This window comes from Desulfosoma caldarium, from assembly GCF_003751385.1.
Taxonomy (GTDB): domain Bacteria; phylum Desulfobacterota; class Syntrophobacteria; order Syntrophobacterales; family DSM-9756; genus Desulfosoma; species Desulfosoma caldarium.
Genome location: NZ_RJVA01000009.1, coordinates 519488 through 541163, shown reverse-complemented (window position 1 = coordinate 541163; position 21676 = coordinate 519488). Strand labels below are relative to the sequence as shown.

General features: G+C 57.6%; 19 protein-coding genes and 1 pseudogene. 12 read left to right on the top strand and 8 right to left on the bottom strand.

Going from position 1 to position 21676, the window contains the following annotated elements; translation table 11 throughout:
• Positions 1-3 precede the first annotated feature (3 nt).
• The 3 genes from EDC27_RS02970 (at position 4) to EDC27_RS02960 (ending at position 3796) form a co-directional block, all read left to right on the top strand.
• Positions 4-1242, top strand: coding sequence for an ABC transporter permease (locus EDC27_RS02970; RefSeq protein ID WP_123289116.1), 1239 nt, complete (start codon positions 4-6; stop codon positions 1240-1242).
• 11 nt (positions 1243-1253) lie between these two features.
• Positions 1254-2294 (top strand): formylglycine-generating enzyme family protein, encoded by a 1041-nt coding sequence (locus EDC27_RS02965; protein ID WP_123289115.1) that lies wholly within the window; start codon positions 1254-1256, stop codon positions 2292-2294.
• 182 nt (positions 2295-2476) lie between these two features.
• Positions 2477-3796 carry a M48 family metalloprotease gene (locus EDC27_RS02960; RefSeq protein WP_123289114.1) on the top strand — a complete coding sequence of 440 codons (1320 nt, stop codon included), beginning with the start codon at positions 2477-2479 and terminating at the stop codon, positions 3794-3796.
• Here the strand turns inward: EDC27_RS02960 and EDC27_RS02955 are convergent.
• Entirely contained in the window at positions 3793-4944 is a 1152-nt protein-coding gene (locus EDC27_RS02955) for an aminotransferase class V-fold PLP-dependent enzyme (RefSeq protein ID WP_148045663.1), read from the bottom strand. The two genes, EDC27_RS02960 and EDC27_RS02955, sit on opposite strands and share 4 nt — an antisense overlap.
• A 375-nt stretch (positions 4945-5319) precedes the next feature.
• On the opposite strand from EDC27_RS02955, the gene EDC27_RS02950 reads away from it, so the two are divergent.
• Entirely contained in the window at positions 5320-5892 is a 573-nt protein-coding gene (locus EDC27_RS02950; protein WP_123289112.1) for a hypothetical protein, read from the top strand.
• A 95-nt stretch (positions 5893-5987) separates the two neighbouring features.
• Here the strand turns inward: EDC27_RS02950 and EDC27_RS02945 are convergent, their stop codons facing one another.
• Positions 5988-6410 (bottom strand): hypothetical protein, encoded by a 423-nt coding sequence (locus EDC27_RS02945; protein WP_123289111.1) that lies wholly within the window; start codon positions 6408-6410, stop codon positions 5988-5990.
• Between the two features lie 403 nt (positions 6411-6813).
• Between EDC27_RS02945 and pdhA the strand changes: the two genes are divergently transcribed.
• From pdhA to lpdA, 4 genes are read left to right on the top strand one after another with little or no spacing between them, the layout of a single operon-like run.
• Positions 6814-7920 (top strand): pyruvate dehydrogenase (acetyl-transferring) E1 component subunit alpha, encoded by a 1107-nt coding sequence (pdhA, locus tag EDC27_RS02940; protein WP_123289110.1) that lies wholly within the window; start codon positions 6814-6816, stop codon positions 7918-7920.
• Positions 7913-8899, top strand: a complete 987-nt coding sequence (locus EDC27_RS02935) for an alpha-ketoacid dehydrogenase subunit beta (protein WP_123289109.1) — start codon at positions 7913-7915, stop codon at positions 8897-8899. The genes pdhA and EDC27_RS02935 overlap by 8 nt, the downstream gene beginning before the upstream one ends.
• A 15-nt stretch (positions 8900-8914) precedes the next feature.
• Positions 8915-10222: a dihydrolipoamide acetyltransferase family protein gene (locus EDC27_RS02930; protein WP_123289108.1), complete on the top strand. Its 1308-nt coding sequence runs from the start codon at positions 8915-8917 to the stop codon at positions 10220-10222.
• 52 nt (positions 10223-10274) lie between these two features.
• Positions 10275-11726 (top strand): dihydrolipoyl dehydrogenase, encoded by a 1452-nt coding sequence (lpdA, locus tag EDC27_RS02925; protein ID WP_123289107.1) that lies wholly within the window; start codon positions 10275-10277, stop codon positions 11724-11726.
• Positions 11727-11787: 61 nt separating this feature from the next.
• Here lpdA and EDC27_RS02920 read toward each other — a convergent pair.
• The 3 genes and pseudogenes from EDC27_RS02920 to EDC27_RS15745 form a co-directional block, all read right to left on the bottom strand.
• Positions 11788-12538 (bottom strand): annotated as a pseudogene (locus tag EDC27_RS02920) (transposase); the annotation flags it as partial.
• Positions 12539-12973: 435 nt separating this feature from the next.
• Entirely contained in the window at positions 12974-13198 is a 225-nt protein-coding gene (locus EDC27_RS15885; RefSeq protein ID WP_123289106.1) for a hypothetical protein, read from the bottom strand.
• Between the two features lie 81 nt (positions 13199-13279).
• The gene (locus tag EDC27_RS15745) at positions 13280-13699 is read right to left on the bottom strand and encodes a hypothetical protein (protein ID WP_148045662.1); all 420 of its coding nucleotides are present in this window, start codon (positions 13697-13699) and stop codon (positions 13280-13282) included.
• A 285-nt stretch (positions 13700-13984) separates the two neighbouring features.
• On the opposite strand from EDC27_RS15745, the gene EDC27_RS02905 reads away from it, so the two are divergent.
• From EDC27_RS02905 to EDC27_RS02890, 4 genes are all read left to right on the top strand, one after another.
• Positions 13985-14278: a hypothetical protein gene (locus EDC27_RS02905; RefSeq protein ID WP_123289104.1), complete on the top strand. Its 294-nt coding sequence runs from the start codon at positions 13985-13987 to the stop codon at positions 14276-14278.
• Between the two features lie 773 nt (positions 14279-15051).
• Positions 15052-15891 (top strand): substrate-binding domain-containing protein, encoded by an 840-nt coding sequence (locus EDC27_RS02900; RefSeq protein ID WP_211334750.1) that lies wholly within the window; start codon positions 15052-15054, stop codon positions 15889-15891.
• A 41-nt stretch (positions 15892-15932) separates the two neighbouring features.
• Positions 15933-16622 (top strand): ABC transporter permease, encoded by a 690-nt coding sequence (locus EDC27_RS02895; RefSeq protein WP_123289102.1) that lies wholly within the window; start codon positions 15933-15935, stop codon positions 16620-16622.
• Positions 16623-16641: 19 nt separating this feature from the next.
• On the top strand, positions 16642-17700 hold the full coding sequence (locus tag EDC27_RS02890; protein ID WP_211334749.1) for an energy-coupling factor ABC transporter ATP-binding protein: 1059 nt from the start codon (positions 16642-16644) through the stop codon (positions 17698-17700).
• A gap of 72 nt (positions 17701-17772) precedes the next feature.
• Here EDC27_RS02890 and metG read toward each other — a convergent pair whose 3' ends face one another.
• The 3 genes from metG to holB are packed head-to-tail and all read right to left on the bottom strand — an operon-like array spanning position 17773 to position 21673.
• Complete coding sequence (gene metG, locus EDC27_RS02885; protein WP_123289100.1) at positions 17773-19737, bottom strand: methionine--tRNA ligase; 1965 nt, start codon at positions 19735-19737, stop codon at positions 17773-17775.
• Between the two features lie 18 nt (positions 19738-19755).
• Entirely contained in the window at positions 19756-20661 is a 906-nt protein-coding gene (locus EDC27_RS02880; RefSeq protein WP_245994191.1) for a PSP1 domain-containing protein, read from the bottom strand.
• Positions 20597-21673 (bottom strand): DNA polymerase III subunit delta', encoded by a 1077-nt coding sequence (gene holB, locus EDC27_RS02875; RefSeq protein WP_123289099.1) that lies wholly within the window; start codon positions 21671-21673, stop codon positions 20597-20599. The genes EDC27_RS02880 and holB overlap by 65 nt, the downstream gene beginning before the upstream one ends.
• Positions 21674-21676: the final 3 nt, after the last annotated feature.

The following is a 21676-nucleotide window of genomic DNA, read 5'->3' as shown; positions in this document are numbered from 1 at the left end:
GGCATGAATTTTCGTCGTATCGGGCTCAATTTCAAGATCGCCCGTCGTTCCCTGGCCAATTTCAAGCTTCGAACAGCGCTGGCGGTGCTAGGCGTTTTTTTGGGGACCTTTTCTTTGGTCACGGTCTCCAGCCTCTCCCAGTCCATGTCAGTCAAAACCCGCCTGGAAATGGCGGCGATGGGAGAAAACCTGCTCATTGTGCAAAGCGGTACGGTGCGCACTTTTGGCATGCGCACGCGCCTCATTTCCCAAGCGACCACGTTGACCACAGAAGATGCTCTGGCCATTGCCAACAGCACGTCATGGGTCGAGGACGTGAGCCCGTCTTCCGGCACGGCTTTTGTGGTTCGTGCCGAGGCGATCGTGCTCAAGGACGTCATGGTCACGGGGGTCACGTCCAACTATCCAACCGTGCGGAATTTTCACCCACGCCTCGGCCGTTTTGTGTCTGACGAGGACGAAAAAATCTCGGCCAAGGTAGTGGTGCTGGGGCATAAGGTGGCGGCCAAACTTTTTGCCGGGCAAAACCCCTTGGGCCGAACCATTCTCATTCGCCGCGTGCCGTGTCAGGTCATCGGCGTTATGGAAGAAAAAGGGGCGGACCTCTCCGGGTTCGATCAGGACAACCAGATCTTCATGCCGCTCAAGACCTTTCTTCACCGCTTCGTGAACAAAACCTATATTCAAACGATCTATGTGCGGGTGAGTCGAGAAGAAGGGTTGTCGGCAGCCAAGAAGGAAATTGAGGAGCTCTTGCGTTTCCGCCATCGAATCGGACCCGGAAAGCGCGATGATTTCACCGTGATGGACATGCGGGACGTGATGCAGCTCAAGAGCGAGGCCATGACCATGATCACGATTTTGGGGCGCATTGCGGCGGTGGTTTCCTTCGCCATTGGGGGAATGGGAATCCTTTCCATCATGATTTTGATCGTCAATGAACGGCGCCTGGAGATCGGATTGCGGCGCGCCGTCGGAGCGAGGCGTCGGGACATTGCTGTGCAGTTTCTGACGGAATCCTCGGCCATTGCCCTTTTGGGAGGGTTTTTTGGAATCCTTTTTGGGGTGACGTTTAGTGGAGTCGTTTTTACATGGCTGCGCTATCCCGTGGCCACATCCTATGCGGGTTTGGTCGGATCCTTTGCCGCGTCGCTGGTCGTGGGCATCGGCGCAGGCATTTATCCATCCCGAAAAGCTCTGGCCATTCAACCGGTGGACGTCATGCGTGCCGAAGCGCGCTAAGGCGTTGAAACATGAAGAAACTTCTCGCTCTCGTTTTGTGTGTTCTTGGGTGTCTCGCCACGGCTTGGTGGTTTTGGCCCAAGATGCCGCCCCCCCTCAAGGATGGAGCGCGGCAGCTCATGGCGCAAGGGGCTGCGGTCAAGGAAACCGTGAACACAGCGGTTCGAGGCATCTTTGCCCAAGGTCAAAAGCAGCCCGTCCTTCAGGGCCAGGACGGCCAGCTATGGGTGGAACCCATCACAGGCATGAGGTTTGTCTGGATTCCCGGCGGGTGCTTTCGCATGGGCAGCGAGGCTTCGGAACAAGGTCGGAGTCGAGATGAAGGGCCGATCCACGAGGTGTGCCTGGACGGTTTTTGGATGGGTCAGAGGGAAGTGACGCGGGGCGAGTTTCGGCGTTTTGTGGAAGATTCCGGCTATGTGACCGATGCGGAAAGGGAAGGCTTTAGCTGGGTGTACACGGGTAGATGGGAAAAGCGCGGAGGCTATTCGTGGAGGCGCCCCGGGTTTTATCAGGATGAGACGCATCCGGTGGTTCATGTCTCATTCAATGACGCCTCGGCCATGGCCAAGTGGCTTGGAGAGAAAGCGCAGGCGGCCATTGGCCTGCCGACGGAAGCGCAATGGGAATACGCGTGTCGATCCGGACGACTGGAGGCCCGCCATTGGGGAGACGACCCTAAGGAGGCGTGCGCCTATGCCAATGTGGCCGATAGAACGGCGGCCAAGGATTTTCCATCCTGGACCGTGCACGAGTGTTTTGACGGTTTCGTCTTCACGGCCCCCGTGGGAACGTATCGGCCCAACGCCTATGGGTTACATGATATGTTGGGCAATGTGTGGGAATGGTGTGCCGACGGTTACGATCCGCAAGCCTACCGCAAACACGGATCGAAAAATCCGGCCGTGTTGGGCCCTGCTGTGACGGCTCGAGTGATTCGCGGCGGAAGTTGGTACAGCCGCCCGGATGATGCCCGCTGTGCCAAGCGCGATGCCCTCAGCCGGCCCGATCGGCGGAGCCAGGACCTGGGCTTTCGCCTCGTGCGCCAATGATGCCGCGGGCGTTCAGATCGGTTCTCGCGGGGCTTGAACGAATGGGCACAAAGGGAGCTTCGGCCACGATGGGAAAGTCGTGAACCCTACTCCAAGAAAGGGCCTTTGGGGACACCGTATTTGGAGCCTGGGTATGGGGCCACGGGCTGGACCCTGGAAGGAAAAGGGACCGTGAGACGGCCATGGAAAGTAAGGGACCCATGAAAAAAGAGGGGAGTCGAACGCTTTTTCTGTGGGTGATTGTGCTGTTCCTGGTGGGATGCGCCGTGAATCCCGTGACGCAGCGAAGCCAGTTTTCGCTCATGAGCCCTCAGCAGGAAGTGGCCATCGGCCGTGAGCTTTATCCGCTTTACACCCAAATGTCCTACGGATTGTTTCAGGACCCCACACTGCAAGACTACGTCCAGACCGTGGGAAAACGCCTGGCATCCGTCAGTCACCGGCCCAACATGCCCTACGAGTTCAATGTGGTCAACGGGTCGGAAATGAACGCCTACGCACTGCCGGGCGGCAAGATTTCCGTGACCCGCGGCATGGTGTCCAAACTCCACAATGAGGCCCAACTGGCGGCGGTGCTGGCCCACGAAATCGGCCATGTGTCCGCCATGCATCATGCCACTTTTTACACGCGGCAAACGGTGGCGAGTCTCCTAACGGGCCTGGGGGCGTCGATGCTGCAGGCCGGGGGTGGGGCCGGAGGAGATCTTTTGGCTCAAGCGGGTGTTGTGGCTGCAAATCTGGTTCTTATGAAATACAGCCGCGATCAGGAACGGCAGGCGGACGAGCTGGGCATGGAATACATGGTGCGTGCTCAGTACAACCCCGCAGGTTACGTCCAGACCATAGCCCTTTTGCAGGAAGAAGGTCAAAGACAGCCGTCGCTTTTGGAAAGTTTCTTTTCAAGCCATCCTTTGACCACGGAACGCATCATGGCTTCCAACCGTAGGCTTGAACAATACGGCCCGGGTTTGCGCACACCCGAAGCCCTTCGAAAAGCCCCGTTTCGAGAACATACGCGCTACCTTCGACAGGTGGCCCCGGCCTATGCTCTCATGGACGAAGCCAAACAGGACTTGTCCACAGGGAATGCCGTGCGTGCCGCCTCACTCCTTGCCCAGGCCACCGCTCAAGCGCCCAAGGAAGCCCTCATTTGGGTCTTCCGGGCCATGGCCGAAAAGAAGGCGGGCAAGGGCCGTGAAGCCGTTTTGTCCGCGCGCCGAGCCGTGAAACTCTACCCCACACTTTACCATGCGCGATATGTGGCCGGAGTGGTGCTGTTTGATGAAAGGAACCACCGGGAAAGTCTGGAGCAGTTGACGGAAGCGAACAAAATCGTCGCCGATCAGCCATCGGTCCTATTCTATATGGGCAGAAACTGGGAAGCCATGGGCCAAAGGGACCGCGCGGCTCGCGCCTACCACGCGGTCCTAAAGAAAGTGCAAAAGGGGCCCATGGCCCAATACTGTTACCAAAGATTGGTGGAGTGGGGTTATTTGCGCTAAAGGGCGTTCAACACATCAAGGGCCCGGTCAATCTCTTCGTCTGTGGTGCACCAGTGAGGGGCCAAGCGGAGGTAACCGGATCGGGCCGAGACGAACACGCCGCGACGCGCCGCTTCCTTCATGATCTCTTCCGCAGAACGCTGACATAGGACCGACAAAATGGCCGACCGGTGCGGTGTGGAAAAGACGAGCGGCGTGTAACGTTGCGAATCCAGCCCCTGAAGAAGGCGGTCTTGAAGCCGAAAGATTTCTTGTTGAATGTGGTTTATGCCCACCGAAAGAATGGCCGATCGCAGGCTAGCCGCCAAGGCCGCCGCCAAAATCGTCGGCGTCGTGCTGTATTCAAACCGGCGGGCACTGGTGTGCGGCTGCCATGTGTGGTTGAGGTAGTCATCTCCTTGCACCATGGCTTCGGCTCCGACCAGAACATCCCCTAATTTTTGTCGAAATTCCGGTGAAGTGTAAAAAAGGCCTGTGCCCGTGGGCCCAAAAAGCCATTTCCATCCGGAAGCCGCAATGGCCGCGATGTGGTACCGTTCAGGGTCAATGACAAGGCTGCCCAAACTCTGGGCCGCATCCACCACCAAGTCGATGCCGCGTTCTCGGCAATAGGTTCCCAACTCTTCCAGATCGGCCGCATAGCCGCTGGTGAACTGCACATGGCTAATGGCCACGAGCCGCGTGCGCGGCGTCGTCAAACGCTGCACATCTTCTAGGGACCATCCGCATGGAAGGCCCTGTGTGGGTCGGGTGGCCATGGGCCGATTGGGCAACAGGACCAATCGCACGCCCCTGCGTTCCTGCAAACGCCACGGATAGTGATTGGCGGGGTATTCATGAACATAGCTGAGGATTTCATCCCCTTGGCGAAAAGGGTAGCCGTGGGCGATCATGCCCATGGCTTCCGAGGTGTTCTTGACAAAGGCCACGTTGTCGGGATGGGTGAAGAGCAGTTCCGCAGCGGCTCGGCGCAGGTCTTCCACCGTGTGTCGATACGAGGCGAGACCAAAAACACCTCGCTCCATCTGCCCCAAAGCAACCAGGGCGATGGCTTCATGGGCCGGCCTAGGCAAAGGGGAAATGGCGCAATGGGCGAGAAAGACTCCTTCCTTCTTGACGGGGAACAGATCGGCATTCTTGCACATCATGGCACATTGTCCTTTCCATGACTGAACCGTGTAAGTGAAACCGATGCCTCTATGGGTGAAGATCCAAAAAGATTCCACCACGCTACACCTTTTTTGTCTATGTTTGAAATGCCAGAGACCCTTTTTCAGACTTCCTCGGCGCAACGGTTCACCTGACCTCCTTCAAGAGGAGCGCCGCACGGCGCGATAAGGGAGTCGCGGCTCAAGCCGCCCCTGAAAATTAGGTACTCGCACGGGGACTTTGACACCGTTTCATCGCATCTCTTGGTACGCACCCCAGGGTGATGTGGAGGCTTCCGTTGACGTGTCAACGGGGGTTGGTTAGAAGAAGGTCAAAGCCGACGATGTCGACGCGTCAATGCAAAGGAGCGCTCCATGAAAGCTATATTGGATGACATTAAAATGGGTAGCCTGATTCTGGCGCTGCTGGCGGCGATGGTTCTCCCCGGATGCAACCCTGCAGCGCATAACGTGGCGAGGGAAACCGGCGTGGTGGCCGGCCCCCATGCACCGACCATTGACGGCGTCTTCGCCGTCTCATCCATGTGGCTGGGAAAAAACTGGGAAATTTTTGTGGCCGGATCGGATCCGGACGGCGACATGGACTACATCTGGGCGGAGGTCTCCCAGCTTGGCGGCCACATGTGGGATCAGCATCAGCTTCGCCTGACGGGGTCGCAACGCACCCAGTTCAGAGGCGTCATTACCCTGCCCACGCCATCATTTCAGTCGCGAAAGATCTGGGAAACGCTTCGAGTGACCTTGAGGATTCGAGACGCGGCCGGGCACTACAGTGATCCTGTAACGTTGGAAGTGGAATTAGGGAAACCGACGCGGGAAAGTATTCCGGAGTCCTGGCAGGATGCGCGGGAACATTCCCTCGGGGTCATCTTCTTTGACTTCGATATGGACTATGGCGAACACAGTGAGGATTTCAAGCGCTGGTAAGCGTGATAAGGCTCGGCGAAGGGTCTTGGGGCGACCCTTCGCCGAAAGACATTGGCCCGTAGCGCCCCATCTTTACGAGCGTTCTCCGTGGCGGCTCAGCCGGGGAACTTGATGGTCACGGTTTCTTTGGAATCTTCTTTTTTATACTTGACTTTAAGCTCCAGACTACTGTCTCGAATACCAAGGGCCAAGGGGGACGAACCCTTTTCGCCTTCAAGTCCTACGACGCGCTTCAGGATTTCAATCACCTGGCCGCCAACTTCAGCACCCGGTGTGCGCAGGGGCGCTTCTCGGTACTTGGCGCTCACGGCCACGCTGCCGTCGGCATGACGGAAAACCTTAATCTTTTCCGCTCCGGCCGTGACCCCGTGAAGCACGGCCAGAGCCACCCATTTCAAAGCCGCCTCTTCCTTGTCCGGTTCTTCGGAGACCTTCGCCATTTCCATCAGAGGATCCGTCGTGGCGAAGCAATCGCAGAGTTCCTGAACCTTTTGGTGTAAGTTTCTCTTATCCTTCATGGCCTGTCCTCCCTGCTCGAGGTTTATCATACCTTCAAGTTAAGGTTTCTGAGCCGTCCATCAAGGAGGGTAGGCACGCTGAAAGGGGATTGACGAACGTTCGATTTTTCAAGAGCGCGATGGTGTCCATCTGGGGGTGGAAGAAAGCGGTGCCTTGCCGTGTCATTGTCTCCAAGCGTGGGCGTCTCGCCCGCCATGAATGCGGGCCAGGGATTTGCCGGTTCTCGACATGAGGGCTTTCGTGACGGCTCTTATCGACCTTGCCATTTTTCTTAGGCGTATGTCTTGCCGAAAGGGAGCGTGTCGTGTTAGCGGAATCGATAAAGTGCCTGGCGTTTCTCTTGAGGGGATTCTGGAAAAGTCGCTTCAATCAAAGGTTTTTTGGTGATGAAAGGAGTCGCTCATGCCGCGCACGCCGTTGGCAGTGGACAGTCCTTTGGAGTACCTGGCGATTCTCGATGAAAAGGGTGAGGTCGATTCGGCGCTGGAGCCGAATTTGTCCCAAGAACTGCTTTTGAAACTCTATCGGTTCATGGTTCTAGGGCGCCGCTTTGATGAGCGGATGCTCCAGTTGCAGCGCCAGGGACGGCTCGGCACCTTTGCCCCCATCAAGGGCCAGGAAGCGTCCCAGCTGGGCGCGGTGGCTGCCCTGGAGCCTCGCGATTGGATGGTGCCGTGTTTTCGAGAAACAGCGGCGCAACTGTGGCGTGGCACGCCCATGGAAAGCATCCTTTTGTACTTCGGAGGCTTTGATGAAGGAGGGCGCATTCCCGAAGGGCAAAAGGACCTGCCCGTAGCCATTCCCGTGGCTTCGCAGTTGCTCCATGCCGTGGGATTGGCCTGGGCGGCCAAGTACCGAAAGAGTGATGAAGTGGCCATGACCTTTTTTGGCGACGGTGCCACGTCGGAAGGGGATTTTCATGAAGCCCTGAATTTTGCGGCCGTTTACCAGACCCCTACGGTTTTTGTCTGCCAAAACAACCAGTGGGCCATTTCCACTCCTCGATCCAAACAGACCCGTTCCCGCACTTTGGCGCAAAAGGCTCTGGCCTACGAAATGCCGGGCCTTCAGGTGGATGGAAACGACGTGCTGGCCGTGTACACGGCGGCCAAGGAAGCCGTGGATCGCGCCCGAGCCGGCGGTGGTCCTACGTTTATTGAATGCGTGACCTATCGCATGGCCATGCATACCACGGCGGATGATCCCGGCCGATACCGAAGCGATGAAGAAGTGGCGGAGTGGACGCGGAAAGACCCCATTGCCAGGGTCGAAAAATACTTGGCGGCCAAGGGCATGCTCACCCCGCAGGAGATGGAAGCCGTAGCCTCAGAAGCTGATGCGGCGATTCAGGAAGCGATCCAGCGCTATGAGGAAATCGCTAAAACCCTTGGCGATCCTTTGCAAATGTTCGACCACCATTTTGAAGAGATGCCGGTCCACCTGCTGGAACAGCGGGAAGAACTGCGGCGGTTTCTTGAAACGGAAAACGAGGAGGCTCGCCATGCCTAAGATGACCATGGTGCAAGCGCTGAATATGGCTTTGCGTCAAGAGATGGAAAAGGACGACCGAGTTATCGTTTTGGGAGAAGACGTGGGGGTGGACGGGGGTGTGTTTCGGGTGACGGACGGGCTCATCGACCGTTTCGGGCCCGATCGCGTTGTGGACACGCCTTTGGCCGAATCCGCCATTGTGGGCATGTCCATCGGCATGGCGGTCTACGGGCTTCGGCCCGTGTGCGAGATTCAATTTTCCGGATTCAGCTATCTGAACTTTCACCAGATCGAATGCCATGCCTCTCGGCTGCGGCACCGCTCCCAAGGCCGATGGACCGTCCCTATGGTCCTGCGCACACCGTACGGAGGCGGCGTGCGGGCTCTGGAACACCACTCGGAAAGCCGCGAAGTCTTTTACGCACACATGCCGGGCCTCAAAATGGTCATTCCTTCAGGGCCGAGAAACGCGCGAGCGCTGCTCGTTAGTGCCATTCGGGATCCGGATCCTGTGATCTTCTTTGAACCCAAGGCCGTCTACCGGGCTTTTCGGGAGGATGTCCCGGAAGAAGAGGAAACCTTGCCCATCGGAAAATCGCTTTTGGCGCGTGAAGGCCGACACGTGACCCTGATCACGTACGGGGCCATGGTGCGACCCGTGTTGGAGGCCGCCGACCGATTGAGCCAAACAGACGGGATTGAACCGGAAGTCATCGATCTTTTGACCCTGGCACCGCTGGATGACACCCTTTTGGTGGAATCCGCCAAGAAAACGGGGCGCGTGGTCATTGTGCATGAGGCGCCGTGTAGCTACGGTCCCGGTGCCGAACTGGTGGCGCGCTTGGTGGAAAAAGCGTTCTATTTCCTGGAAGCTCCGGTGCGGCGCGTCACCGGATTTGACCTCATCATGCCGCTTTTTGCTCGAGAAAAGGCATACCTGCCAAATGCTGAGCGGATTGTGCGCGCCGTGAAAGAAACCCTTGAGGCGGCGGCTTGAGACGGAGGATCGGTCATGCCAAAAGTTTTTCAATTGCCCGACTTGGGGGAAGGGATTCACGAAGGGGAAATCGTCGAGGTGCTCGTTAAGCCCGGAGAATCCATTCTAGAAGGTCAGCCCCTGCTCATCGTGGAAACGGATAAGGCGAGTGTGGAGATTCCCTCGCCTTTTACGGGCGTGGTGGAAGCCGTGCACGTGCAACCCGGTCAGGTGGTGCGCGTCGGGGATTTCCTGGTGACGGTTTTGGAAAAAGGAGAAGAGGCGGAGACAGCGCCTGTGGGTGTCTCCGCTGAAGGGCGAAGCGGGGGAGAAACCCCGGTGCAGGAACCGGAAGCACGAGACAAACGGGAAGGGCTGCCGGTGGCGGCTTCGCCGGCAACGCGCCGTCTGGCCAGGGAATTGGGCGTGGATCTGCGTCAGGTTCGGGCCAGCGGTCCCGGAGGGCGCGTCACGGCAGACGATGTGCGCCAGGCGGCCCAGGCGATTCACGAACCCAAAGAAGTCCCTTTGAAGCCCGCCGAAGCGGCACCATCGGGGGAAGTCAAACGGCCGAGCCGTCCCGTAGAAGGCGCCCCTGGTTCCGAGCCCGTTGGTTTGGGGCCTGAGGAAGAAGGCGAACGCCGCGTGCCATTGCGATCGGTGCGCCGCGTCATCGCCCGGCGCATGCAAGAATCCTGGGCCAGGGTCCCGCACGTCACCCACCACGAAGGCATCGACATCACGGACCTGGAGCGGCTTCGGCAGGAAGTCAACAGCGAGGCCATCGATGCGGCAAAGCACCTTTCCCTGACGCCCTTTCTTGTCAAGGCGGCCGTGGCGGTCCTGAAGGAGTTTCCCTTTTTCAACGCGCGGCTGGATGAGGATAGGCAGGAAATTGTCGTGCACAAAGCCTTCCACGTGGGTGTGGCTGTGGATTCGCCCCGTGGCCTCGTTGTGCCGGTGCTCAAAAATGCGGACCGAAAAAGCATTGCGGAACTCAACGCTGAGCTCCGCCTTCTCTCAGAAAGGGCTCGATCGGGCGAACTCAACCCCGAGGATGTCTCCGGCGGCACCTTTACGGTGACCAACATCGGTCCTTTGGGCGGTCGAGGCTTTACGCCTCTGATCAATTATCCTCAAGTGGCCATTTTGGGTGCCGGCAGAGCGCGCCTCGAACCCGTCGTGACGGGCACGTTGGAAGACCACACCATCACTGTTCGGCTCATTTTGCCCGTGGTGTTGGCCTTTGACCACCGAGTTGTGGACGGCGCGGACGGCGCCCGCTTTGTCAACCGCCTTAAGGCGCTTCTGGAAAACCCTAAAAAAATGCTCATTGCTCTGTGAGTCTCCTTAGCAAGTCCAGCCCTTGGCATAGGGGGTGAAGGGGGAAAAGGTCATGGTGATGGGGGAATTGAGTCAAGAAACCCAAGTGGTGGTCATCGGCGGCGGGCCCGGAGGCTACGCGGCGGCTTTTCGCGCAGCCGATTTGGGACTGGATGTAACCTTGGTGGAAATGGAACCTCGATGCGGAGGCACCTGCTTGCTTCGCGGTTGCATTCCGTCCAAAGCGCTGCTGCAGACGGCCGAAATCATTTGGGACGCTGAGGAAGCCGTTCGGCGCGGTGTGCATTTTGACAGGCCCAGGATGGACTTGGACAAGCTTCGAGACTGGAAGAACGCCATTGTGGCTAAACTCGCCGTGGGCCTGGATCATCTGGCCAAAAAGCGTGGCGTTCAAATCTTGAACGGCCGAGCGACCTTTGAAGATGCGCACACGCTGCGGCTGGAAGGTTCCGAAGTGAGCCACCTTAAGTTTCGTCACGCAATCATTGCCGTGGGATCCGAACCGATGGGGCTTCCCGGCGTGTCCCCCACCTTGAAAGGGCGCATCATGGATTCCACAGGCGCCCTGAATTTGGAAGAAATTCCCCAGCGACTTCTTGTGGTGGGAGGAGGATACATTGGGCTGGAATTGGGTTGTGCTTACGCCGTCTTCGGCAGCCGCGTCACGCTGGTGCATCGATCCAAAAGAATTCTCGGAGGGGTGGATGAAGATTTAGTACGTCCCTTGATCAAGAGAATCGGCGCTCTTTTTGAGGCCGTGCGATTGGAAACCGACGTGGCGGAACTTCGAGAAGAAGCGGACGGCGTCACAGCTGTTCTGCGAGATCCTGAAGGAACCACACGGGAACGGTTTGATCGCGTCCTCATCGCCATCGGCAGAATCCCACGGAGCCGTTCGATGGGTTTGGAAAAAGCGGGCATCACCGTGGACGATGCGGGATTCATTCCCGTGGATTCCCAATGCCGAACCTCGGTTGCCCATATCTACGCCGTGGGCGATGTGGCGGGCCAGCCCATGCTGGCCCACAAGGCCATGCGAGAAGGCAAGGTGGCGGCCGAAGCCATTGCCGGCATGCCTTCGGCCTACGATGTGCAAGCCATACCGGCCGTGGTCTATACGGACCCTCAGATCGCCTGGGCGGGACTCACTGAAAACGAGGCGCGTCGACAAAACATTGCGGTCAAAATCGCCCGTTTTCCGTGGGGCGCTTCCGGCCGAGCCCTTACCATGGATGCGGCCGACGGCTTGACCAAGATTCTGTTTGATCCCGATTCCGGACGGCTGCTGGGCATGGGCATCGTGGGTCGGGGCGCCGAAACCATGATCGCCGAGGGAGTTCTCGCCATCGAAATGGGGGCTTCGGCCGAAGATGTGGCCCTCACCGTGCACGCCCATCCCACTTTGTCGGAAACCGAAGGCGAGGCCGCCGAAATCTTTCTCGGCAGCGCCACCCACCTCTACGTGCCTCGAGGGGCCCAAGGTAAAGGGGCGCCCCCATTGTGAGCCTGTTCAAGAAAGGGCTTAGGGCTGCATTATGGGGGCCTTTTGGGCCATGATTGCTGGCGGGGTTCCACTTCAGGATAGAGTCAACCTTGCGGCAGCGGCTGAGCACCGCGATGGTTTCAAGGGCATTGTGGGCGGAATCAAGCCTGAGCAGAAGGGGCTCTTGGTCAACACTCTGGCCCGCGCCGGTGATTCTTGCAGAAAGGGGATAAAGTTGTTTTGGCTCTGCTGGCTGCCCTATCGAATCTCCAGGTTGAGACGCCAACCTTCCTCACCCACGTAGGCGGCAATGGGAGCGTAACCAAAATATCCTTGGTCGGTGCAGCCTATTCTCTCTTTTTTGGTACCGGAGTTGTCCAGGCAGAACACATCGATATCCAAAGGGACATAGCCACCGGTCGGCGGGATTATTCTGCCCTTGACCCGCTAGATGAATTCGGTGATGGTCGATGAGAGAATCGACTGTGCCGCTTCCGCGATCTCGTCAAGTCGCCGGCGTGGGTCTCGGCCGAGGGTATGCGTTTCAAGCCCATGGACTCGTGGAAGAAACGATCGTCCCGCATGTCGGTGATGGCCTCGTCATCGCTCTTGCCCAAGGCAAAGAGCCCGATAGAGGTGCGGACCATGTCGATGTTGCTGATGCCTTTTTCAGGTATGGCTCTTTTTAGCTTTCCGCCCAGTTTGGTGAAGCGGTTGCCCCCCAAGCCGACCAGGACCGGCCCGGAATGGGAGGCGTAGAATTCGTCTTCGGATCTTTTAATGATGAATTTGCGGTTTTTGGGGCACCCCTTTAGTGAGTTTTTTAGACGGATGCATATTAAACTATATTTATATAAAAACCAATATGATAAGTTGAAAAATAGAAAATTGTTATTCGAATTTTGTCACTGAAAAAGGTAGATAGTCTTGAAGGGAGGCAAAGGTTAGCCAGACAGACCGGCTACTGTGGTCAGTAAAGACAGGGGCGAAGAATATGAGCGTATCTGCTGACGATCTCAAGGAGCGGCTGGAGCGGCCTGATTTATTCCTAATTTGAGCGATTCTGGAGCAATACAGAGCCGGCGATCGTCTGCCTGACCGTCGAAGAGTCGATTTTGGCGCCCCGATGGCCATCTCTCAGCGACGGGCTGTGCATTTTTTTCTGTGAATGAGCCCTGATGTTTAGTGGATCGTCAAATTGACGCCATTTTGGAGACACCTTTCCACCTGCAGGTCATCTCTTCGGCTTGGCACGTCTCTTACCCCCATCAATATCTGGGCGGCGCCCCGCTTTTGTACCAAAGCCTCTCGAAATGGAGGGCCTCAAAGGTTGGCGCCGTCACTTTCAGCACCACAGGGCGGCCGTGATGCACGATCTTGGCGGCCATGTCCAACACCCTACGGCGCAGCGTGGTGGCATAGCAAACGGGCTCGACCACCGGCGCGCAGACGTCTTGCTTGAAGCTCTCGTAGAGAAAAAAGGCCGCCAGCATCGTGTCGAAGAAGGCGGCATTGGGGGCAAAGCGCTTGAAAGGCAGAGGCCGAAATCCTTCAGCGCTCGATACACCAGCTCCTCACTGCCCCGGCCGTGGTAAGCTGCGATGATCCCTTGCCCTTGAAGCCATGGACCGTATCCAGCCTTGGTGAGCGCTCAATCGATGGCCTGTCCCTATCCCTGGGTTGGTGACCACCACCGTGTCGGGCCGGGTAAAAGGCCGCATCGTCTGGGCATCTTGATACAGCGGACGGCAAAACAGGGCTCGACGAAACGCCTTCCACCGATCGCACCTTGTGCCAAGCTCCAGGTATTGCCAGACCTGGCTCCCTTGCTCGTCGCGGCCCCAGGCGGCCTGGTTCCTCTGGCTTTGGGCCACAAATTCCTTGATCGGCCCATACAACTTGCCGCCACAGATGTCGCCAATGCTCAAATCTTCAAAAGCCTCGAAAAGCTTCTGGTCAAAAAGTTCGCTGTCCATGCGAACGATGATGGCCACCTCGGCTCGATGGGCTTGCGGATTCTGGCCACCATATGGCGCACCATTCGCTCCAGCCTCTCGCCGTTGTGGCCGTGGCCATCTCCGCGACGAAAGACCGCACCGATGATGTGGTTTTGCCACGTCATCTGCAGCGGCTGAAATCCTTTGACACGCTTGGAGGTGGGCTTGACGCCGTGATGTACCCAGGCCTCGTCGTTGTCCATGACCATGGTGTCCATGCCCAAAACCATCAAGATCGGCCCCTTGCAGCTTAAGAAGCCACAAGAACAGCCGCTGTAAAAGATGACGGAACAGGTCAATGCGCGGCCACCAAAAAGAGCAGAAGAACCCTTTGACGGCGTGGGAGGAAACCATGCGACCCGGCTCACACTCGATGGCGGCGGCATAGCCCGCGTCCTTGGCCACGGCGTCGAAGTCGACCAGGTGCCGGCTGGTGCCGTCCATGAAGAAACACAGCAGCTGCTTAAAAATCTCGGGGATCGGCTACCCCTTGCTGCGGCGACGCATGGAGCCAAAGAAAGTATCGATCTGCTGAAAAATCTGGATGCTGCGAAGATAGCGAACAAACAGACTTAAACCGCCGCGGCCTGTGAGCATATCGTGGGTCATCTCAACGCCGTCAATTCTTGCTTTGCTTTTTGTCGCGGTTGTGGCACGCGTCATTGTGATGCTTCTACCTTTTGGGTTGCTGTTGCGCGGTATGGGATGCACCCGATAACGCTACCATGCCACGTAAATAGCCCATGAGGTGGGAATTTTTTTTGCGCTTAAACCGCTTAGTTTAGGTTGGAGAAAAAGCACGTTCCATTCCACCCCATCGAGAGATCGATGAATATCTTGTGAAGAAAATGGGTAAGGATCTCAAGATACCAAAGCCCTAACCACTCAATTTATTCAACGGCCATGAGGCAACGCCGTCGAAAATGACAAGGGGTCTCGGCCCATGCATTTGCGCCAGCTTTGGGCCATCCCTTCGCTCGAGAACGATGTCGGTCAATCTGTGAGCCCAAGGGGATTCGATCCCGCTTGCGCACCTAGAAAAATCGCAGGACAGAGCTCCGTGATCCGTGGCGTGAACATGGGGGAATGGCGGCTTCGCCGGCGCAAGACGGCTCCCGCACACCTTTTAAGCTGACAGCGCTATATCATGTGTGGTATAACGCAAAGTCGTGTGACAGAAATGGCTTTGGAAGGGGGCGAGGGCATGGGGAGCGAGTGATGGAAAAGGCGTGCGGCCATGGTGGGTTTGAGGAAAAAGAGGTGGCCGGCAAAAAAAGCAATAAAAAATGGGTAGGCGGGCGGCTCGAAGCCAAAAGAACGGCTTCATGTTACGAACGGGCAGGAGACGCATGATTGGATCTCTAAGGATCGGGATTTTGGCTGTGGTCTTGGCCTTGAGCGGCGTAGGGCCTGGGGGGACTGCTGACAAAGATGTGTTGCTAATGGCCACCACCACCAGTACGGATGCTACGGGATTTTTGGACGCCTTGGCACCTAAGGTCAGAAAAACCTTGGGGATCGATCTGCGCTGGGTGGCGACGGGTACGGGTAAGGCGCTGGAGTTGGGCAAGCGCTGCGATGTGGACATGGTTTTGGTGCATGCGCCCAGGGCCGAAAAGGATTTTGTCAAGGCGGGCTACGGGATCGACCGGCGCCGTCTGATGTATAACGACTTCGTGCTGGTGGGCCCACCTGGCGATCCGGCGTTCGTCAAAGGGACGAACATTCAGGAAGCCTTGCGCCGCCTTGTCGGCGCCAAGGCCGGTTTTGTGAGCCGAGGTGACGATTCGGGCACTCACATGAAGGAGAGGGAATTGTGGCAGGCCGCCGGCATCGACAACTTTGGCTCCTTGCCGGGTTATGTGGAAACGGGTCAAGGCATGATGGCCACATTGGATGTGGCCGTCCAGCGCCGTGCATATACCTTAACGGACCGGGCCACCCTGGCCAAGTTCCTGGACAACCCGCAACGAGCTGCTTCCCTGGCTATTCTGGTGGAAGGGAGTACAGAGTTGCTGAATCGATACAGCATCATCACCGTGAACCCTGAAAAGTGTCCCAAGGTCAAAACCTCGGCCGCCAAGCGTTTCACCGACTGGATGACGGCCCCCGAAGGGCAGGCGTCCATTGAATCCTTTCGTGTGTCGGGAAAGCCGATCTTTTTTCCGGACGCCGAAGGCCCTCAATAGAGCGAAGCCCTTTGTGCGTTAAGGACACCGGCGAGGTTTCTGTGGACTATTTTTTCGAAGCTTTGTGGAAGGCGCTGCACCTGATTCTGAAAGGGGATGCGGAAACCTATTCGGCCCTTCGCACGACCCTGTTGGTGTCTTCGGTGTCTACGGCCATGAGCCTAGCGGCAGGCATGCCTCTGGGTTTTATTTTGGGCTACGTGTCCTTTCCTGGCCGACGAGCCCTGCGCACCGTGGCGGATACCTTGTTGTCCCTGCCGACCGTGCTCATCGGCCTTCTGGTCTATGGACTCCTGACCCACAAGGGCCCTCTCGGCCACTTTGGCCTGCTTTTCACTGTGCAGGCCATCATTTTGGGTCAGACCCTTTTGGCTATCCCCATCGTGGTCGCCTTGACGGCGTCCGCGGTGGAAGCCCTGGACGCACGCCTTCGCGTGACGCTCTTGTCTCTCGGCGCTGATGGATGCCGTCGTTTCCTGACCAGTCTGCGTGAAGCGCGCTTCGGGGTGCTCACCGCGGCGGTGACCGCCTACGGCCGAGTGCTCACCGAGGTGGGCATTGCCATCATGGTTGGAGGGAACATCAAGGGGCACACACGCACCTTGACCACGGCCATCGCTTTGGAAACCAACAAGGGCGAGTTTGCTTCCGGTGTGGCTTTGGGCCTGATCCTTCTGTTTTTGGCTTTTTGCGTCAACATCGCCCTTCATGGGCTAAGAAAGGGGGCCTGAAGCAGTGGGTATGGAGGCGATGCCGGCAAGAGAGTTCACCCCATCTTCCGGGATGCCCCTTTATGTGCTGGACGGGATTTTACAAGTCTATGGGGGCCGGCCGGTCCTTTCCGTCGATAGATGGTCGGTACCGCAGGGGTGTGTCCTGGGTTTGGTGGGCCCCAATGGAAGCGGCAAGAGCACTCTGCTTCGGCTCTTGGCCTTTGTGGAATCTCCCGCGCAGGGGACTTTGTGGTTCCAAGGATGCTGTGTCTCACGCCGAGAAGCGAGGAACCTTCGCCGTATCGTCACCTTACTTCCTCAGGATCCCTACCTGCTGGATCGTTCGGTGGCCGACAATGTGGCGTACGGTCTTAGGGTACGAGGGGTGCATGGGGGGGATCGGAAGGCACGCGTGCGGGAAGCCTTGCGTTGGGTGGGATTGGATCCCAACCTCTTTGAACTTCGCCGTGTCCAGGCTCTTTCAGGGGGCGAAGCCCGCCGAGTGGCTCTGGCCGCACGGCTTGTTCTGCAGCCTCGCGTGCTGCTTCTGGACGAGCCCACTGCTGAAATTGATGTGGAAAGCGCCCGGCTTGTGCGCCGTGCGGCCCTCAAGGCCCGTTCGGCGTGGGGCACGACGGTCATCATCACCAGCCATGACTGGGGATGGCTTCTGGGCCTGTGCGACCAGGTTTATCACATGCACGCCGGGCACCTTGTGGGGCCAGCTCCCGTGAATTGCTTTGACGGGCCGTGGCGAGTGGACACCGACGGGCGAGTTTGGAAAGACGTGGGCGCAGGCCAGCGGTTGGTCCTACCTGCCCCGGAGTCTCTGACAGCCACAGCCGTTGTGGAGGCGGAGCATGTGCAGATCTTCACCCACCGTCCGGAAGACATCGGCGTGCAGGAGAACCTTTTTCATGGCATTGTGACCGGCCTTGCCGTGTACGGGCACGACGAGCGGCTTTTGGTCACGGTGCGCCTGGCGGAAAGGATTTTGCTGGCTTCCGTTTCCGGGGATCAGCGGAGGGCCCATGGGCTTCAGCCAGGATTGGGCGTTTTCGCGTGGGTTCCCTCCGATCGGTGCCGATGGCTCTGAGAGAAAGGGCTGCAGAGCGCTTTGTGAACATGCCGGGGCCGGCCGTGATGTCACCCTGCGGCGGCGTTTGGGTTAAGAGACTTTGGATCCCGGAGCGGCGGGAGCGTCCGTGGTGATGAGCCGTAAGCCTTTCGGGTCATGGGCGGCCAGAATCATGCCTTGGGATTCCACACCCATCAGTCGCGCGGGCTTGAGGTTGGCGACGAGGATGACGGTTTTTCCCACGAGTTCATCCACGGCGTAGTGTTCGCCGATGCCGGCTACGACCTGCCGCTTTTCCCCGGTATCCACCGTCAGCTGCACGAGTTTCTTGGATTTGGGAATGCGTTGTGCCGCCAGCACCACGCCCACTCGAAGATCCAGGCGCTGAAATTCCTCGATGCCGATCAAGCTGTCCGGGCAACCTGCGGGTGTTTCCGACGTCGCCTTGGGTGGTGAAGACCCCACGGCGGCTGGTTCAGGTTTTTTGGACGAAAGTTTTTCTGTGACGTCATGTTTTTTCGCGTCCACTCGTGGAAAGAGGGCTTGGCCTTTTTCCACGGCCTGTCCCTCGGAAAGGCTTCCCCATGCGGCATCGCGGTCCAGGCGCACATTCAAGGCCGCGCAGGCCACACCCAGGCGCGAAAGCATTTTTTCGGCCGTTTCGGGCATAAAGGGGGCGAGAAGCACGGCCACGGTCTTGTTCACTTCGAGCAGTGTGCGCAGGACCCGTTGGAGGCGACCACGGTGCGCCGCGTTTTTGGCCAGGTTCCAGGGGGCCGTGCGGTCGATGTATTTATTGGCCGCGTTGATGACGTCCCAGATAGCCATGAGGGCTTTGTGAAAAGCCAGCTGAGGAATCTCTTCTTGGTAACGGGTCACGGCCTGTTCCAAAAGATGCCGAAGTTCCATGTCCTCAGGTTGTTCCGGGTCTCCAAAAGGCGGCACCAGACCGCCGAAGTATCGGCTGGTCATGGCCAAAGTGCGGCTGAAAAGATTGCCCAAATCATTGGCTAGATCGGCGTTGAGGCGCTGCACGAGGGCGTCTTCGCTAAAATTGGCATCCAGCCCAAAGACCATTTCTCGAAGCAGAAAATAGCGAAACGCATCCAGCCCGTACGTGGGCGCCAGGTCCAAAGGCCGCACCACCGTGCCACGACTTTTGCTCATTTTGCCTTCGTTGATTTTCCAATACCCGTGGACATTGAGATGCCGATAGGGTTCGATGCCGGCGGCTTTGAGCATGATGGGCCAGTAGATGCCGTGCGGTTTCAAAATGTCTTTGGCGATAAGGTGTTGGGCGACGGGCCAGAACTTTTTAAAAAGGTGGCCGTCGGGATAGCCTAAGCCCGACACGTAATTGATCAGAGCGTCGAACCACACGTAAGTGACGAACCGTTCGTCAAAGGGCAACGGAATTCCCCAGCTCAGGCGCTCTCGAGGCCTCGAGATGCACAAGTCTTCCAAGGGCTCTCGCAAGAAGGCCAACACTTCGTTTTTGTAGCGTTCTGGTCGAATGAAGTCCGGGTTCTTTTCGATATGTTCGATGAGCCACTCCTGATAGGCGCTCATGCGAAAAAAGTAGTTGGCCTCTTCCCGTTCCACGGGTGGCGTGTCGTGGTCGGGGCATTTGCCGTCCACCAATTCCCGGTCGGTGATGAAGCGTTCACAGCCCACGCAATAACGTCCTCGATACGTGTCAAAATAAATATCGCCCTTCTCGTAGACTTTCTGAAGGATGAGTTGCACGACGCGCCCATGGCGCGGTTCCGTGGTGCGAATGAAATCGTCGTGGCTGATGTTGAGCCGGGGCCACGTTTCTCGAAACATGGCGCTGATGCGATCGGCATAGCTTTTGGGATCCGTGCCGGCAGCTTCGGCCGCCTGAACGATTTTGTCCCCGTGCTCGTCGGTTCCCGTGAGGAAGTAGGTCTCAAAGCCCATGAGGCGGTAAAAGCGGTTGAGCACATCGGCGACGATGGTCGTGTACGCGTGGCCGATATGAGGTTCTGCGTTGACGTAGTAGATGGGTGTCGTGATGTAAAAACGTTGATCCATGTCTTAGAATCCTTCTCTTTACTTGTCGTTGCCCTCTTTCATGTCGGTGGCCTCTGGGGGTTTCTGATCCCCGGGCGGCGGGATTTCACCGTGGCGACGGCATGGGGGTAGACTGTGGGTTTCATCCGGTAAAGGCCCGTAAGAGATCTCGAGTTCTTCTCCGCTTTCCAGCAGCACGGTGATGGTGCGGTCCCAGACGTTTTGACGGATCACTTTGCCTCGACCCTTGGGCGTGTCCACCTTCTTGCCCAGCTTGGGCATTCCTTGCTTGTATTGCCGATAGACTTCGTATTCATACTGCAGGCAGCACATGAGCCGGCCGCAAGCCCCGGAAATCTTTCCTGGATTGAGGCTCAGGTTCTGTTCCTTGGCCATCTTGATGGATACGGGATGAAAGGAGCGCAAAAATGTGGCGCAGCACAAAGGCCTTCCGCATGTGCCTAGACCCCCGACCATCTTGGCTTGGTTGCGCACGCCGATTTGTCGCAGTTCCACGCGGGTGCGAAACCGCCGAACCAGGGCCTTGACCAGTTCTCGAAAATCCACGCGCGTCTCCGCCGTAAAGTAAAAAATGATCTTAGATCGGTCGAAAAAGCATTCCACATCCACGAGGTTCATGGGCAAATTCAGTTCCTGAATGCGTTCCAAACAAAACCTTTCCGCCTCCTCTTCATAGCGCATGTTGTCAAAGTGCTTTTCGATTTCCTCGGGATTGGCCGGGCGTTCAATGGGTTTGATGTCCTTGGGATGCACGTCCGGGTTTTTGACAAACGGCCCCTCCATCACTTCCCCCAGGCCGATTCCTTGCTCGGTGTGCACCACCACGTAATCCCCTTTGCGAACGTTCCATGGTCCCGGGTCAAAATAATAGATTTTTCCTCCCTCTCGGAAACGGATACCGATAACCCTTTCCACCTTGTCCATAGATCACATCCTTAATCTTCAAGCACACGGCTTCCAGCAAGAGCTGTTTGGCCGCGTGAGCTCGAAGGTGCTGAGCGGCTGTTTCCAAGACCTCGAGTACGTGCAGCAGGTTTGCCACAGGAAGTTGATTCCACGGTGTGCGATGCTTTGGGGCACCTGCGGCACCCGGTCCCTTTGCAGACGATGCCACGGTGTTCCACAAAATCTCGCGCACAGCGAACTTAATACATTCTAGGTCTTGTTCCAAGTTTTCCGTTTCTTTGGCCCATTGGGCCACCTCCTGAAAAAACTCGATCATGGAACACCGAAGCAGTTTGTCCAGACGATCCATGACGGTTTCCATGCGTTCCAAAAGGTGTTCTTGAGCCCAGGTGCGGGCTCTGTCCAGGCTTCCGAAACTCAATTGGGCAAGCCGAGCGGCGGCTTGGGGATTGAGGGACAATTGGTTCTGCAGCACGGCCGCCACGTTTTGAGGATCCAGAGGGCGGCATCGAAGATGGCAGCAGCGGGAGACGATGGTGGGCATGAGGCTGTAGGGTTCCGGCGCCAGAAGGAGGAAAAGGTTTGACGCGGGAGGTTCTTCCAGAATCTTGAGCAAAGCATTGGAGGCTTCTTCCGTGAGATCCTGGCAGTCTTCGAGAATCATCACACGCCTTTTCCCTTCGTAAGGGTGGACGCGGCAGCGTTCCTTCAGGTCTCGAATTTGACCCAGCTTGATGGAGGCTCCATCCTTGGCGATGAGCAGCACATCGGGGTGTACTCCGCGGGCAATCTTGGTGCAGGAAAGGCACTGTCCGCAGGCCATGGCCGAAGCGCCGCCATGCATGACGGATTCCTTTGTGCGGGGCGAGAGGCAGTTGACGGCCTTGGCGCATTCCAAGGCCAAGGCTTTTTTGCCGATGCCGGGTATGCCCGTGAGCAGCACGGCATGGGGCAGTCTACCTTCGTGCATCATGCGCAAAAGCATGCGCTGGGCCTGAGGTTGTGCGGTCAAGCCTTCTGGACTGAACATGGC